Annotated in this window: 24 protein-coding genes; all 24 read left to right on the top strand. The window is 67.6% G+C overall.

The genetic code is table 11. The features are described 5' to 3' along the window. A partial coding sequence (rplB, locus tag B2P18_RS17955) for a 50S ribosomal protein L2 (RefSeq protein WP_286961807.1) occupies positions 1 to 704 on the top strand: 704 nt, incomplete at its 5' end. A gap of 15 nt (positions 705 to 719) precedes the next feature. Beyond that, positions 720 to 1,001: a 30S ribosomal protein S19 gene (gene rpsS, locus B2P18_RS17950; protein WP_019286351.1), complete on the top strand. Its 282-nt coding sequence runs from the start codon at positions 720 to 722 to the stop codon at positions 999 to 1,001. 26 nt (positions 1,002 to 1,027) lie between these two features. After that, a complete protein-coding gene (rplV, locus tag B2P18_RS17945) occupies positions 1,028 to 1,402 on the top strand; it encodes a 50S ribosomal protein L22 (RefSeq protein ID WP_029211831.1) in 375 nt (124 codons plus the stop codon). Next, the gene (rpsC, locus tag B2P18_RS17940; protein WP_019286349.1) at positions 1,402 to 2,232 is read left to right on the top strand and encodes a 30S ribosomal protein S3; all 831 of its coding nucleotides are present in this window, start codon (positions 1,402 to 1,404) and stop codon (positions 2,230 to 2,232) included. The genes rplV and rpsC overlap by 1 nt, the downstream gene beginning before the upstream one ends. Beyond that, the gene (gene rplP, locus B2P18_RS17935; protein WP_019286348.1) at positions 2,232 to 2,651 is read left to right on the top strand and encodes a 50S ribosomal protein L16; all 420 of its coding nucleotides are present in this window, start codon (positions 2,232 to 2,234) and stop codon (positions 2,649 to 2,651) included. Before rpsC ends, rplP begins: the two co-directional genes overlap by 1 nt. After that, positions 2,651 to 2,896 carry a 50S ribosomal protein L29 gene (gene rpmC, locus B2P18_RS17930; RefSeq protein WP_019286347.1) on the top strand — a complete coding sequence of 82 codons (246 nt, stop codon included), beginning with the start codon at positions 2,651 to 2,653 and terminating at the stop codon, positions 2,894 to 2,896. The genes rplP and rpmC overlap by 1 nt, the downstream gene beginning before the upstream one ends. Then, complete coding sequence (gene rpsQ, locus B2P18_RS17925) at positions 2,893 to 3,195, top strand: 30S ribosomal protein S17 (protein WP_286958247.1); 303 nt, start codon at positions 2,893 to 2,895, stop codon at positions 3,193 to 3,195. The genes rpmC and rpsQ overlap by 4 nt, the downstream gene beginning before the upstream one ends. Before the next feature lie 120 nt (positions 3,196 to 3,315). Beyond that, positions 3,316 to 3,684, top strand: coding sequence for a 50S ribosomal protein L14 (rplN, locus tag B2P18_RS17920; RefSeq protein WP_029211833.1), 369 nt, complete (start codon positions 3,316 to 3,318; stop codon positions 3,682 to 3,684). A 3-nt stretch (positions 3,685 to 3,687) separates the two neighbouring features. Next, a complete protein-coding gene (gene rplX / locus B2P18_RS17915; RefSeq protein WP_019286344.1) occupies positions 3,688 to 4,029 on the top strand; it encodes a 50S ribosomal protein L24 in 342 nt (113 codons plus the stop codon). A gap of 1 nt (position 4,030) precedes the next feature. Continuing rightward, positions 4,031 to 4,600 (top strand): 50S ribosomal protein L5, encoded by a 570-nt coding sequence (gene rplE / locus B2P18_RS17910; protein WP_029211834.1) that lies wholly within the window; start codon positions 4,031 to 4,033, stop codon positions 4,598 to 4,600. 2 nt (positions 4,601 to 4,602) lie between these two features. Continuing rightward, on the top strand, positions 4,603 to 4,788 hold the full coding sequence (locus B2P18_RS17905; protein WP_019286342.1) for a type Z 30S ribosomal protein S14: 186 nt from the start codon (positions 4,603 to 4,605) through the stop codon (positions 4,786 to 4,788). Positions 4,789 to 4,908: 120 nt separating this feature from the next. Further along, on the top strand, positions 4,909 to 5,307 hold the full coding sequence (gene rpsH / locus B2P18_RS17900) for a 30S ribosomal protein S8 (RefSeq protein WP_019286341.1): 399 nt from the start codon (positions 4,909 to 4,911) through the stop codon (positions 5,305 to 5,307). Positions 5,308 to 5,331: 24 nt separating this feature from the next. After that, positions 5,332 to 5,871, top strand: coding sequence for a 50S ribosomal protein L6 (gene rplF, locus B2P18_RS17895; RefSeq protein WP_029211835.1), 540 nt, complete (start codon positions 5,332 to 5,334; stop codon positions 5,869 to 5,871). 3 nt (positions 5,872 to 5,874) lie between these two features. Next, the gene (gene rplR, locus B2P18_RS17890; RefSeq protein WP_019286339.1) at positions 5,875 to 6,252 is read left to right on the top strand and encodes a 50S ribosomal protein L18; all 378 of its coding nucleotides are present in this window, start codon (positions 5,875 to 5,877) and stop codon (positions 6,250 to 6,252) included. A gap of 40 nt (positions 6,253 to 6,292) precedes the next feature. Then, on the top strand, positions 6,293 to 6,925 hold the full coding sequence (gene rpsE, locus B2P18_RS17885) for a 30S ribosomal protein S5 (RefSeq protein ID WP_029211836.1): 633 nt from the start codon (positions 6,293 to 6,295) through the stop codon (positions 6,923 to 6,925). Then, positions 6,925 to 7,107 carry a 50S ribosomal protein L30 gene (rpmD, locus tag B2P18_RS17880; RefSeq protein WP_019286337.1) on the top strand — a complete coding sequence of 61 codons (183 nt, stop codon included), beginning with the start codon at positions 6,925 to 6,927 and terminating at the stop codon, positions 7,105 to 7,107. The genes rpsE and rpmD overlap by 1 nt, the downstream gene beginning before the upstream one ends. Then, positions 7,107 to 7,601 (top strand): 50S ribosomal protein L15, encoded by a 495-nt coding sequence (rplO, locus tag B2P18_RS17875; protein ID WP_051274125.1) that lies wholly within the window; start codon positions 7,107 to 7,109, stop codon positions 7,599 to 7,601. The genes rpmD and rplO overlap by 1 nt, the downstream gene beginning before the upstream one ends. Positions 7,602 to 7,749: 148 nt before the next feature. Beyond that, positions 7,750 to 9,063 (top strand): preprotein translocase subunit SecY, encoded by a 1,314-nt coding sequence (secY, locus tag B2P18_RS17870; RefSeq protein WP_239263909.1) that lies wholly within the window; start codon positions 7,750 to 7,752, stop codon positions 9,061 to 9,063. Next, on the top strand, positions 9,063 to 9,626 hold the full coding sequence (locus B2P18_RS17865) for an adenylate kinase (RefSeq protein ID WP_286961803.1): 564 nt from the start codon (positions 9,063 to 9,065) through the stop codon (positions 9,624 to 9,626). The genes secY and B2P18_RS17865 overlap by 1 nt, the downstream gene beginning before the upstream one ends. A gap of 9 nt (positions 9,627 to 9,635) precedes the next feature. After that, complete coding sequence (map, locus tag B2P18_RS17860) at positions 9,636 to 10,496, top strand: type I methionyl aminopeptidase (RefSeq protein WP_286961802.1); 861 nt, start codon at positions 9,636 to 9,638, stop codon at positions 10,494 to 10,496. A gap of 260 nt (positions 10,497 to 10,756) precedes the next feature. After that, positions 10,757 to 10,978, top strand: coding sequence for a translation initiation factor IF-1 (gene infA, locus B2P18_RS17855; protein ID WP_006946284.1), 222 nt, complete (start codon positions 10,757 to 10,759; stop codon positions 10,976 to 10,978). 96 nt (positions 10,979 to 11,074) lie between these two features. After that, complete coding sequence (rpmJ, locus tag B2P18_RS17850; RefSeq protein WP_019286332.1) at positions 11,075 to 11,188, top strand: 50S ribosomal protein L36; 114 nt, start codon at positions 11,075 to 11,077, stop codon at positions 11,186 to 11,188. 256 nt (positions 11,189 to 11,444) lie between these two features. Then, positions 11,445 to 11,825, top strand: a complete 381-nt coding sequence (rpsM, locus tag B2P18_RS17845) for a 30S ribosomal protein S13 (RefSeq protein WP_037214654.1) — start codon at positions 11,445 to 11,447, stop codon at positions 11,823 to 11,825. Positions 11,826 to 11,942: 117 nt separating this feature from the next. Continuing rightward, positions 11,943 to 12,130 (top strand): 30S ribosomal protein S11 (gene rpsK, locus B2P18_RS17840; RefSeq protein WP_286961801.1); only part of this gene is annotated, 188 nt, incomplete at its 3' end.

Raw genomic sequence — 12,130 nt, 5'->3', positions numbered from 1 at the left:
GGGGGGGCCCCACCCCCCCCCGCCACATCGGCGGTGGCCACAAGCGCGCCTACCGCGTGATCGACTTCCGTCGTCACGACAAGGACGGCGTGCCCGCCAAGGTCGCTCACATCGAGTACGACCCCAACCGCACCGCCCGCATCGCGCTGCTGCACTACGCGGACGGCGAGAAGCGCTACATCCTCGCGCCGAACCGCCTGTCCCAGGGCGACATGGTCGAGAACGGCCCGGGCGCCGACATCAAGCCCGGCAACGCGCTGCCGCTCAAGAACATCCCCGTGGGTACGGTCATCCACGCCATCGAGCTGAAGCCCGGTGGCGGGGCCAAGATCGCCCGCTCGGCCGGTGCTCGCGTGCAGCTCGTCGCCAAGGACGGCCCCTACGCCCAGCTGCGTATGCCGTCCGGCGAGATCCGCAACGTCGACCTGCGCTGCCGCGCCACGGTCGGCGAGGTGGGCAACGCCGAGCAGAGCAACATCAACTGGGGCAAGGCCGGCCGCATGCGGTGGAAGGGCAAGCGCCCGACCGTCCGTGGTGTCGCCATGAACCCGATCGACCACCCGCACGGTGGTGGTGAGGGCAAGACCTCCGGTGGTCGCCACCCGGTGAGCCCCTGGGGCCAGCCCGAGGGTCGCACCCGCAAGCCGGGCAAGCCGAGCGACAAGCTCATCGTCCGTCGTCGTCGTACTGGCAAGAAGCGCTGATAGGAGCCTTTGGACATGCCTCGTAGCCTGAAGAAGGGCCCCTTCATCGACGACCACCTTCAGAAGAAGGTGGACGCCCAGAACGAAGCCGGCACCAAGAACGTCATCAAGACCTGGTCGCGCCGTTCGGTGGTCTCGCCGGACATGCTCGGTCACACCCTCGCCGTCCACGACGGCCGCAAGCACGTCCCGGTGTTCGTCACCGAGTCGATGGTCGGCCACAAGCTCGGCGAGTTCGCCCCCACCCGTACCTTCAAGGGTCACGAGAAGGACGACAAGAAGGGGCGTCGTCGCTGATGGCCAACAACGACAAGGAATTCCAGATGGAAGCCAAGGCCGTTGCGCGCCACGTGCGCGTCACGCCCATGAAGGCTCGCCGCGTCGTCGACCTGATCCGCGGCAAGCAGGCCGGCGAAGCTATCGCCACGCTGCAGTTCGCCCCCCAGTCGGCGAGCGACCCGGTGCTCAAGGTTCTCCAGAGCGCCATCGCCAACGCCCGCGTCAAGGCCGACCAGGCCTCGCAGGCCTTCGACGAGCGCAACCTCGTCATCACCAAGGCGTACGTGGACGAGGGCCAGACCATGAAGCGGTTCCAGCCGCGGGCCCAGGGTCGCGCCTTCCGCATCCGCAAGCGCACGAGCCACATCACCGTCTTCGTGGCCCAGCCGGAGGCCGCTAGCAAGGGAGGCACCCGCTAATGGGTCAGAAGGTCAACCCGCACGGTTTCCGCCTCGGTATCACCACCGACCACCGCAGCCGGTGGTTCGCCGACAGCACCAAGGCCGGTCAGCGGTACCGCGACTACGTGAAGGAAGACGTCGCCATCCGTCGTCTCCTGTCCAACGGCATGGAGCGCGCCGGCATCTCCCGCGTGGAGATCGAGCGCACCCGTGACCGCGTCCGCGTGGACATCCACACGGCGCGCCCGGGCATCGTCATCGGTCGCCGTGGCGCCGAGGCCGACCGCATCCGCGGCGAGCTCGAGAAGCTCACGGGCAAGCAGGTCCAGCTGAACATCCTCGAGGTCAAGAACCCCGAGGTCGACGCCCAGCTGGTCGCCCAAGGCATCGCCGAGCAGCTCTCGGCCCGCGTCTCGTTCCGTCGCGCCATGCGCAAGGGCATGCAGTCCGCCCAGCGCGCCGGCGCCCAGGGCATCCGGGTCATGTGCGCCGGCCGTCTCGGCGGCGCCGAGATGTCCCGCTCGGAGTTCTACCGCGAGGGCCGTGTCCCGCTGCACACGCTGCGCGCCAACATCGACTACGGCTTCTACGAGGCTCGTACGACGTTCGGTCGCATCGGCGTCAAGGTGTGGATCTACAAGGGCGACGTGACGGCCAAGGAGCTGGCTGCCCAGCAGGCCGCCGCCCCGCGTCCGTCCCGCGGCCCGCGCCGCGACGGCGCCGACCGCCCCGGCCGTGGTGGCCGTGGCCCCCGTCGTGACAGCAACCGCGACGCCGCCCCGGCCGAGGCCGGCGCTGCGTCCGACACCGCGCAGGCCCAGCCTGCGGAGCAGGGAGCTGAGTCCTGATGCTGATTCCCCGTCGTGTGAAGCACCGCAAGCAGCACCACCCCGGTCGCAGCGGCGCAGCCAAGGGCGGCACCACGGTCGCGTTCGGTGACTACGGGATCCAGGCGCTCGAGCCGGCCTACGTCACCAACCGTCAGATCGAGTCCGCTCGTATCGCCATGACGCGTTACATGAAGCGTGGTGGAAAGGTCTGGATCAACATCTACCCGGACCGCCCGCTGACCAAGAAGCCCGCCGAGACCCGCATGGGTTCCGGAAAGGGCTCGCCCGAGTGGTGGGTCGCCAACGTCAAGCCCGGCCGCGTGATGTTCGAGCTGGCCGGCGTCCCGGAGCCCGTCGCCCGTGAGGCCATGCGCCTCGCGATGCACAAGCTCCCGATGAAGTGCCGTTTCGTGGCGCGTGAAGGTGGTGACATCTGATGGCAGTCGGATCCAAGGACCTGACCTCCGAGCAGCTGCGTGGCCTCGGCGACGACCGTCTGGTCGACGAGCTGAAGAAGGCCAAGGAGGAGCTGTTCAACCTCCGCTTCCAGTCGGCCACGGGCCAGCTGGAGAACCACGGCCGTCTGCGCGCTGTCCGCAAGGACATCGCTCGCATCTACACCGAGATGCGCGAGCGCGAGCTCGGCATCGGCGCCGCCCCCGCGAAGGGTGGCCAGGCATGAGCGACAACCAGAAGGAAGCTGCCATCACCGTGAGCGAGACCACCCTCGAGCGCAACGACCGCAAGACCCGTCAGGGCTACGTGGTGAGCGACAAGATGGACAAGACCGTCGTGGTCGAGGTCGAGGACCGCGTCAAGCACGCGCTCTACGGCAAGGTCCTGCGGCGCAGCAGCAAGGTCAAGGCGCACGACGAGGAGAACTCGGCGGGCATCGGCGACCGTGTCCTGATCATGGAGACCCGTCCGCTGTCCGCCTCCAAGCGGTGGCGCGTGGTCGAGATCCTCGAGCGCGCCAAGTAGTTCGGCCGCTCACCCGCAAGCATCGGCCCCAGGATCACCTGAGGCCAGCCCGACCAACAGTTCGGCCAGGCTCAACCGGAGGGATCCGGTGAGAACCAGCTCGACGACAGGAGTTCGACAGTGATCCAGCAGGAGTCGCGACTGCGCGTCGCCGACAACACCGGTGCCAAGGAGATCCTTTGCATCCGCGTGCTCGGCGGTTCGGGTCGTCGGTATGCCGGCATCGGCGACGTCATCGTCGCCACCGTCAAGGACGCGATCCCCGGTGGCAACGTGAAGAAGGGCGACGTGGTCAAGGCCGTCATCGTCCGCACGACCAAGGAGCGTCGTCGTATCGACGGTTCCTACATCAAGTTCGACGAGAACGCGGCCGTCATCCTCAAGAACGACGGTGACCCGCGTGGCACGCGCATCTTCGGCCCGGTGGGCCGCGAGCTGCGTGACAAGAAGTTCATGAAGATCATCTCTCTGGCGCCGGAGGTGCTGTAACCCATGGCGAAGATGAAGATCAAGAAGGGTGACCTGGTCCAGGTCATCACCGGCCCCGACAAGGGCAAGACGGGCAAGGTCATCTCGGTGAGCACCGAGACCGGGCGCGTCCTGGTCGAGGGCATCAACCGGGTGACCAAGCACACCAAGGCCGGCCAGGGTGCCAACCGCACCGGTGGCATCGTCCACACCGAGGCGCCGATCCACGTGTCCAACGTGCAGGTCGTCGACCCGGAGACCAAGAAGCCGACCCGTACCAAGACGCGCGTCGAGACCGTCGAGCGTGACGGTCGGTCCAAGACCGTCCGCACGCGCGTGTCCGTCCGCTCGGGCAAGGACCTGTGACATGACTGCTACCACCTCTGAGAAGACGCAGCCTCGCCTCAAGGCGCGCTACGCCGCGGAGATCAAGCCCGCCCTGCGGGAGGAGTTCTCCTTCGCCAACGTCATGCAGGTTCCCGGTGTCGTCAAGGTCATCGTGAACATGGGTGTCGGCGAGGCCGCTCGCGACTCGAAGCTGATCGAGGGCGCGGTGCGCGACCTGACCGCCATCACCGGTCAGAAGCCCACCGTGACCAAGGCTCGCAAGTCGATCGCTCAGTTCAAGCTGCGCGAGGGCATGCCGATCGGCGCGCACGTCACCCTCCGCGGTGACCGCATGTGGGAGTTCCTCGACCGTCTGCTGTCGGTCGCCCTCCCGCGCATCCGCGACTTCCGGGGTCTCTCCGGCAAGCAGTTCGACGGTCGCGGCAACTACACCTTCGGTCTCAACGAGCAGTCGATGTTCCACGAGATCGACCAGGACAAGATCGACCGGGTTCGCGGCATGGACATCACCATCGTCACCACCGCCACGAACGACGACGAGGGGCGCGCCCTGCTCAAGCAGCTCGGCTTCCCGTTCAAGGAGAACTGACCGTGGCCAAGACCGCTCTGATCAACAAGGCGAACGCCAAGCCGAAGTTCAAGGTGCGCGCCTACACGCGTTGCCAGCGCTGCGGCCGTCCGCACTCGGTGTACCGCAAGTTCGGCCTGTGCCGGATCTGCCTGCGCGAGATGGCGCACGCGGGAGAGCTCCCCGGCGTCACCAAGAGCAGCTGGTAAACCCAAACCTCGAATTTCCACTCCGCTCTACATCGCAGGTCGGCACGACGGCCGGGCACCGAGATTCCTCGGCGCCAGGCCCCGTCACTGAAACCGCGGTGAGGAAGGGCAAGCAGCCCAATGACCATGACTGACCCGATTGCGGACATGCTGACCCGCGTCCGGAACGCCAACTCGGCGCACCACGACGTCGTCTCCATGCCGTTCTCGAAGCTGAAGAAGAACATCGCGGACATCCTCGAGGCCGAGGGCTACATCGCCGGCTCGAAGATCGAAGAGGCCGAGGTGGGTCAGACGCTGACCATCAACCTCAAGTACGGCCCCAACCGCGAGCGGTCCATCGCAGGCGTGCGCCGGGTGTCCAAGCCCGGTCTGCGCGTCTACGCGAAGTCCACCAACCTGCCCAAGGTCCTCGGCGGCCTCGGCGTGGCGATCATCTCCACGTCGACCGGCCTCCTGACCGACAAGCAGGCTGCCCAGAAGGGCGTAGGTGGGGAAGTCCTCGCCTACGTCTGGTAACCCACGGCGCGAAAGGAGAATCTCATGTCCCGAATTGGACGACTCCCGGTCTCCGTGCCTATGGGTGTGGAGGTCAACATCGACGGTCAGACCGTCACCGTCAAGAAGAACAACGCCGAGCTGAGCCACGTCGTGGCCGAGCCGATCACGGTCGAGAAGACCGAGGACGGCACGATCGAGGTCAAGCGTCCCAACGACGAGCGCCAGTCCCGTGCCCTGCACGGCCTGACCCGTTCGCTCATCGCCAACATGGTCGAGGGCGTGACCAACGGCTACGAGAAGAAGCTCGAGATCTTCGGCACCGGTTACCGCGTGATGGCCCGGGGCAGCAACCTCGAGTTCGCCCTCGGCTACTCGCACCCGATCGTCGTCGAGCCGCCGGAGGGCATCACCTTCCAGGTCGAGGCCCCGACGAAGTTCTCGGTCAAGGGCATCGACAAGCAGCTCGTCGGCGAGGTCGCTGCCAACATCCGCAAGCTCCGCAAGCCCGACCCCTACAAGGGCAAGGGCGTCCGCTACGCGGGCGAGCAGATCCGCCGCAAGGTCGGAAAGGCTGGTAAGTAAGCCATGGCACGACTCATCGTCAAGCGCGGCAAGGGCAAGAGCGCCGCTCGCGGCCGCCGCCACCTGCGTCTGCGCAAGCGCATCGCCGGCACCACGACGCGTCCTCGTCTCGTGGTCAACCGGTCCGCGCGTCACATGTTCGTCCAGGTCGTCGACGACTCCGTCGGCAAGACGCTGGCGAGCGCGTCCACGATGGAGGCCGACCTGCGCTCCTTCGAGGGCGACAAGACGGCCAAGGCCAAGCGCGTCGGCGAGCTCGTGGCCGAGCGCGCCAAGGCGGCCGGGGTGTCCGCGGTCGTGTTCGACCGTGGCGGCAACCAGTACCACGGCCGCATCGCCGCGATCGCCGACGGCGCCCGCGAGGGTGGTCTGGACCTGTGACCGCTCACCAGACGTACGTTTCAGGAAAGAGGAACATCTGATGCCAGGACCTCAGCGCCGCGGAACCGGCGCCGGCACCGGCCAGAACGGTGGCGAGCGCACCAACGACCGCCGTGACCGTCGCGAGCGCAACGACCGTCGCGACTCCGCCGAGAAGAGCCAGTACATCGAGCGCGTGGTGACCATCAACCGCGTCGCCAAGGTCGTCAAGGGTGGCCGCCGCTTCAGCTTCACCGCGCTCGTCGTGGTGGGCGACGGTGACGGCACCGTGGGCGTGGGCTACGGCAAGGCCAAGGAGGTGCCCGCCGCGATCGCGAAGGGCGTCGAGGAGGCCAAGAAGGCGTTCTTCCGCGTCCCCCGCATCCAGGGCACCATCCCGCACCCCGTCCAGGGTGAGAAGGCCGCGGGCGTCGTGCTCCTGCGTCCGGCGGCTCCCGGTACCGGTGTCATCGCCGGTGGTCCGGTGCGCGCCGTGCTCGAGTGCGCCGGCATCCACGACGTGCTGTCCAAGTCGCTCGGCTCGGACAACTCGATCAACATCGTCCACGCGACGGTCGAGGCCCTCAAGGGTCTCGAGCGCCCCGAGGCCGTTGCCGCCCGCCGCGGCAAGTCCCTCGAGGACGTCGCACCCGCCGCTCTGCTGCGCGCCCGTGCCGCTGGGGCTGGTGCCTGATGTCTCGACTCAAGGTGACCCAGACCCGCGGCCACGTCGGCTGCAAGCAGAACCAGCGCGAGACCCTGCGCACGCTCGGTCTCAAGCGCATCGGTGACGTCGTCGTCAAGGAGGACCGCCCGGAGATCCGGGGCATGGTCCGCACCGTGGCGCACCTCGTGACCGTCGAGGAGGTTGACTGATGGCTACCGCCAAGAAGTCCGGCGAGCAGGAGCTCCCTGCCGACGGCACCACGCACGCCCTGAAGGTTCACCACCTTCGTCCCGCCCCCGGCGCCAAGACCCCCAAGACCCGCGTGGGTCGCGGTGAGGGCTCCAAGGGCAAGACGGCCGGTCGTGGCACCAAGGGCACGAAGGCCCGTTACCAGGTGCCCGAGGGCTTCGAGGGTGGTCAGACGCCGCTGCACATGCGTCTGCCCAAGCTGCGCGGCTTCAAGAACCCGTTCAAGACCGAGTACCAGGTCGTGAACCTCGACAAGATCTCGGCGCTGTACCCCGAGGGTGGCGACGTCACCGTGGAGGGTCTCGTGGAGAAGGGCGCGGTCCGCAAGGGCTCGCTCGTCAAGGTGCTCGGCCAGGGCGAGATCACCGTCAAGGTCAACGTGACCGCTGACAAGTTCTCCGGCTCTGCCAAGGACAAGATCGAGGCCGCGGGCGGTTCCACCACCCAGGCCTGATCGCCGGGGGAGGCCGGCACCGCCGGTCCCGCCCGACATCACCCGCACCAAGGCCCCGGAAGCGTCGCTTCCGGGGCCTTGGGCGTGCGGGGCACCAGGGGTGCGGATGCTACCCTGCGTAAGTTGTCGTGGTCGCCGAGGAGGACCTGTGCTGTCGGCCTTTACCCGTGCGTTCAAGACGCCGGACCTTCGCAAGAAGATCTTGTTCACCCTGTTCGTGATGGCGCTGTTCCGCGTCGGGTCGATCGTGCCCACGCCCGGTGTCAGCTACACGGACGTCCAGGCCTGCCTGCAGGGTGCCGAGACCAACACCGGCGCCCTCGGCATCCTCAACCTGTTCAGCGGCGGCGCCCTGCTGCAGCTGTCGATCTTCGCGCTGGGCATCATGCCCTACATCACCGCGAGCATCATCGTGCAGCTGCTGACCGTGGTCATCCCGCGGTTCGAGGCCCTCAAGCAGGAGGGCCAGTCGGGGCAGACCAAGCTGACGCAGTACACGCGCTACCTCACGATCGGGCTGGCGATCCTGCAGTCCGCCACGTACGTGACCTACGCCCGCAACCCCGACCAGCTGTTCGGCGGCCAGTGCACCTCGATCATGCCCGACGAGTCGCTGCCGGCCTTGCTGATCATGGTCGTCACCATGACCGCCGGCACGGGCCTGGTCATGTGGATGGGCGAGCTCATCACCGACCGCGGCGTCGGCAACGGCATGTCGCTGCTGATCTTCACCTCCATCGTCTCCAGCTTCCCCGGCACCCTGTGGGGCTCGGTCGCGGCCAACGGCCGCCAGCTGGGACGCTTCTTCCTCGTGATGCTCGTCGGCCTGGTCATCGTCGCCATCGTCGTCTTCGTCGAGCAGTGCCAGCGTCGCGTGCCCGTGCAGTACGCCAAGCGCATGGTCGGCCGCCAGGTGTACGGCGGCACCAGCACCTACATCCCGATGAAGATCAACATGGCCAACGTCATCCCGATCATCTTCGCGTCCTCGCTGCTGCAGCTGCCCACCATGGTGGCGACCTTCCAGCGCAACAACGCCAACCCGCCCGCCTGGGCCGAGTGGATCCAGACCCACCTCGGGATGGGTAGCGGGCCGTGGTACTCCCTGATCTTCTTCACGCTGATCGTGTTCTTCACGTTCTTCTACGTGTCGATCACCTTCAACCCGGAGGAGGTCGCCGACAACATGAAGAAGTACGGCGGCTTCATCCCCGGCATCAGAGCCGGCCGTCCCACCGCGCAATACCTCGACTACATCCTGACCAGGCTGACGTCGGTGGGCGCGCTCTACCTCGGGCTGCTGTCGCTGATCCCCGTCATCGCGTTCACGACGATGAACGTGCAGAGCGACTTCCCGTTCGGCGGCGCCTCCCTGCTGATCATGGTGGGTGTGGGCCTGGAGACGGTGAAGCAGATCGAGTCCCAGCTCCAGCAACGCCACTACGAAGGGTTCCTGCGCTAATGCAGCTGATCATCATGGGTCCGCCCGGTGCCGGCAAGGGCACCCAGGCCGCACGACTCGTCGCGGACCTCGGGATCCCCGCGATCTCGACGGGCGACATCTTCCGCGCCAACATCAAGAACGAGACCGAGCTCGGTCTCAAGGTCAAGGAGATCATCGCCGGCGGCGGCTACGTCCCCGACGAGATCACGGACGCGATCGTGGCCGACCGGCTCTCCGAGCCGGACTGCGAGCCGGGCTTCCTGCTCGACGGCTACCCGCGCACCGTGGGGCAGGTCGAGGCACTCGACGGGATGCTGGACCGCATGGGCCGCGCTCTGGACGCGGTGCTCGTCCTCACGGTCGACACCGACGCCGTGGTGCAGCGACTGCTCAAGCGGGCCGAGGTCGAGGGGCGCGTGGACGACACCGAGGAGGTCATCCGCGAGCGCATGGCGATCTACACCCGCGAGACGCAGCCCCTCATCGATCTCTACCGCGAGCGCGGCCTGATCCGCGAGGTCGACGGCATGGGCGAGGTCGACGACGTGACCGCGCGGCTCCTGCAGACCGTGCGGGGCTGAGCTGCCCACGTGTTCGGACGTTCCAGGATCCAGACCAAGACCGACGACCAGATCCGCGCGATGCGTCGCGCCGGGCTGGTCGTCGGCCGCACCCTGCAGATGCTCTCCGAGGAGCTGCGGGACGGCATGACCACCGGTCGTCTCGACGAGCTGGCCGAGACCTTCATCCGCGACCACGGCATGTTCCCCAACTTCGCCGAGGTGCCGGGCTACCGCCACACCCTGTGCGTCTCCGTCGGCGAGCAGATCGTCCACGGCATCCCCGGGGACCGCGTGCTGCGCGACGGTGACCTCGTGTCGGTCGACTGCGGCTGCTACGTCGTCGAGGACGGCACCCAGTGGCACGGCGACGCGGCCCGCACGTTCTTCGTGGGGGGCCGCGAGGCGGCCAGGCCCGCCGAGCTCGCCCTGTCCGACGCCACCGAGGCCTCCCTGTGGGCCGGCATCGCCGCCCTGCGCGTCGGTGGTCGCCTGCACGACGTGGGGGCCGCGGTGGAGGACTCCATCGAGGCCGCCGGGCAGCGCGACGGGGTCGACTACGGGATCGTCGAGGACTACGTCGGGCACGGGATCGGCACGGCGATGCACATGGACCCGCAGGTCTACAACTATCGGGTCCGCGACCGGGGGCCAACGGTGCGCAGCGGGGTGACCCTGGCGATCGAGCCCATGATCACCCTGGGGTCGGCGGACAACCACGTGCTCGCCGACGAGTGGACGGTCGTCACCGACGACGGGTCGGCCGCGAGCCACTGGGAGAACTCCGTGGCGGTCACCGACGCGGGTCTGTGGGTCCTCACGGAGGTCGACGGGGGAGCCGAGCGCCTGAGGGCGGCCGGCGCGGCATACGGCCCGCTCGACCAGCCCTGATGCCCCGCAGGCACCCCCATCCAGTGCCCCCATCCAGCGCCCCCATTCAGCGCGCCTGCACCGATTTCCCTGCGTGCGGGGGTATGGCGTAGGCTGGTGCGTCGGCTCACGAGCACTCAGACCCACCTGTCCCGGCGGCTGGTCATGGCAGGTCCAGGTCTCGTCACCACGTGCGCCGGTAGTACCCGATCAGACAGTGCCACGGCGTTCTCCGTCCTGCTCCCGGCAGGCGGCGCACGCCCCGACGGAATGTGGAGGACATGGCCAAGAAGGACGGTGTCATCGAGATCGAGGGCACGATCGTGGAGGCTCTCCCGAACGCGATGTTCCGGGTGGAGCTCACCAACGGTCACAAGGTGCTCGCTCACATCTCCGGCAAGATGCGTCAGCACTACATCCGCATCCTCCCCGAGGACCGGGTCGTCGTTGAGCTCAGCCCGTATGACCTGACCCGAGGGCGCATCGTCTTCCGCTACCGCTGACCGGCTCGTCCGGTCCGGTGGTCGGTAGGCACCACCCGATCCACCCCTGCCCGGTGCACGTCCGTGCCCCGGGCCCGATCTGAAGACAGTAGGCAGATGAAGGTTCAGCCGAGCGTCAAGAAGATCTGCGACAAGTGCAAGGTGATCCGCCGCAACGGCCGGGTCATGGTGATCTGCGAGAACGCTCGCCACAAGCAGCGTCAGGGCTGATCCACCGGTCAGCGCGGCATCCGCCGGGCCGACCCGCACGCGCAGGCTTCCGCCGAACGCGCACGAAGCATTGCCAGCAGCACCCGGCCTCAGGCCTCGACCCGTCGAGTCCTGGACGTCACCCCCGGCACGGAGGCCGGGGACCGAGACCTCGTCCGAGCGAGGCGCCCGACCTAGAGGGTGCCGAGCGACGACGGCGAGGTATGTCGGAACGGTGCTGCGCCAGACCTCCGTTCGTACCAGGAGAATGAACCACATGGCTCGTCTCGTTGGAGTCGACCTGCCGCGCGACAAGCGCGTCGAGGTCGCACTGACGTACATCTTCGGCGTGGGTCGCACCCGCGCCGAGCAGACCATCGCGGCCACGGGCGTCAACCCGGACACGCGTGTCAAGGACCTCACCGAGGAGGAGCTGGTCAAGCTCCGCGACCACCTCGAGGAGAGCTACCAGATCGAGGGTGACCTCCGTCGCGAGATCGCGTCCGACATCCGCCGCAAGGTGGAGATCGGGTCCTACGAGGGCCTGCGCCACCGTCGTGGCCTGCCCGTCCGCGGTCAGCGCACCAAGACCAACGCTCGCACCCGCAAGGGCCCGAAGCGCACGGTCGCCGGCAAGAAGAAGGCCGGAAAGAAGTAACCAACCGATGTGAACCGGACGCCCAGCCGGGGGATTGGAACCCTCGCGGCGCGGCACATCAGTCGGTCCACTTCACGCACAGTCTTCACTTACCGAGTTACAGGAGAAACCAGCCACATGCCTCCCAAGGGCCGTCAGGCTGCGGCGAAGAAGGTCCGCCGCAAGGAGAAGAAGAACGTCGCCCATGGGCACGCTCACATCAAGAGCACGTTCAACAACACGATCGTCTCGATCACCGACCCGACCGGAGCGGTGATCTCGTGGGCGTCCGCCGGCCAGGTCGGCTTCAAGGGCTCCCGCAAGTC

The sequence above is a fragment of the Arsenicicoccus sp. UBA2120 genome, assembly GCF_002330965.1.
Lineage (GTDB): Bacteria > Actinomycetota > Actinomycetes > Actinomycetales > Dermatophilaceae > Arsenicicoccus > Arsenicicoccus bolidensis.
Note: the sequence above shows the minus strand (reverse complement) of the source record. Positions and strands in the feature narration are given on the sequence as shown.

Bases quoted from the DNA above. Each gene is read 5' to 3' on its own strand.
- B2P18_RS17865 (WP_286961803.1), top strand. From the start codon at position 9,063: ATGCAGCTGATCATCATGGGTCCGCCCGGTGCCGGCAAGGGCACCCAG.
- rpmC (WP_019286347.1), top strand. From the start codon at position 2,651: ATGGCAGTCGGATCCAAGGACCTGACCTCCGAGCAGCTGCGTGGCCTC.
- rplE (WP_029211834.1), top strand. From the start codon at position 4,031: ATGACTGCTACCACCTCTGAGAAGACGCAGCCTCGCCTCAAGGCGCGC.
- rpsC (WP_019286349.1), top strand. From the start codon at position 1,402: ATGGGTCAGAAGGTCAACCCGCACGGTTTCCGCCTCGGTATCACCACC.
- rplF (WP_029211835.1), top strand. From the start codon at position 5,332: ATGTCCCGAATTGGACGACTCCCGGTCTCCGTGCCTATGGGTGTGGAG.
- rpsM (WP_037214654.1), top strand. From the start codon at position 11,445: ATGGCTCGTCTCGTTGGAGTCGACCTGCCGCGCGACAAGCGCGTCGAG.
- infA (WP_006946284.1), top strand. From the start codon at position 10,757: ATGGCCAAGAAGGACGGTGTCATCGAGATCGAGGGCACGATCGTGGAG.
- rplO (WP_051274125.1), top strand. From the start codon at position 7,107: ATGGCTACCGCCAAGAAGTCCGGCGAGCAGGAGCTCCCTGCCGACGGC.
- rpmD (WP_019286337.1), top strand. From the start codon at position 6,925: ATGTCTCGACTCAAGGTGACCCAGACCCGCGGCCACGTCGGCTGCAAG.
- rpsH (WP_019286341.1), top strand. From the start codon at position 4,909: ATGACCATGACTGACCCGATTGCGGACATGCTGACCCGCGTCCGGAAC.
- rpmJ (WP_019286332.1), top strand. From the start codon at position 11,075: ATGAAGGTTCAGCCGAGCGTCAAGAAGATCTGCGACAAGTGCAAGGTG.
- rpsE (WP_029211836.1), top strand. From the start codon at position 6,293: ATGCCAGGACCTCAGCGCCGCGGAACCGGCGCCGGCACCGGCCAGAAC.
- rpsS (WP_019286351.1), top strand. From the start codon at position 720: ATGCCTCGTAGCCTGAAGAAGGGCCCCTTCATCGACGACCACCTTCAG.
- rplP (WP_019286348.1), top strand. From the start codon at position 2,232: ATGCTGATTCCCCGTCGTGTGAAGCACCGCAAGCAGCACCACCCCGGT.
- rplR (WP_019286339.1), top strand. From the start codon at position 5,875: ATGGCACGACTCATCGTCAAGCGCGGCAAGGGCAAGAGCGCCGCTCGC.
- rplX (WP_019286344.1), top strand. From the start codon at position 3,688: ATGGCGAAGATGAAGATCAAGAAGGGTGACCTGGTCCAGGTCATCACC.
- rpsQ (WP_286958247.1), top strand. From the start codon at position 2,893: ATGAGCGACAACCAGAAGGAAGCTGCCATCACCGTGAGCGAGACCACC.
- rplV (WP_029211831.1), top strand. From the start codon at position 1,028: ATGGAAGCCAAGGCCGTTGCGCGCCACGTGCGCGTCACGCCCATGAAG.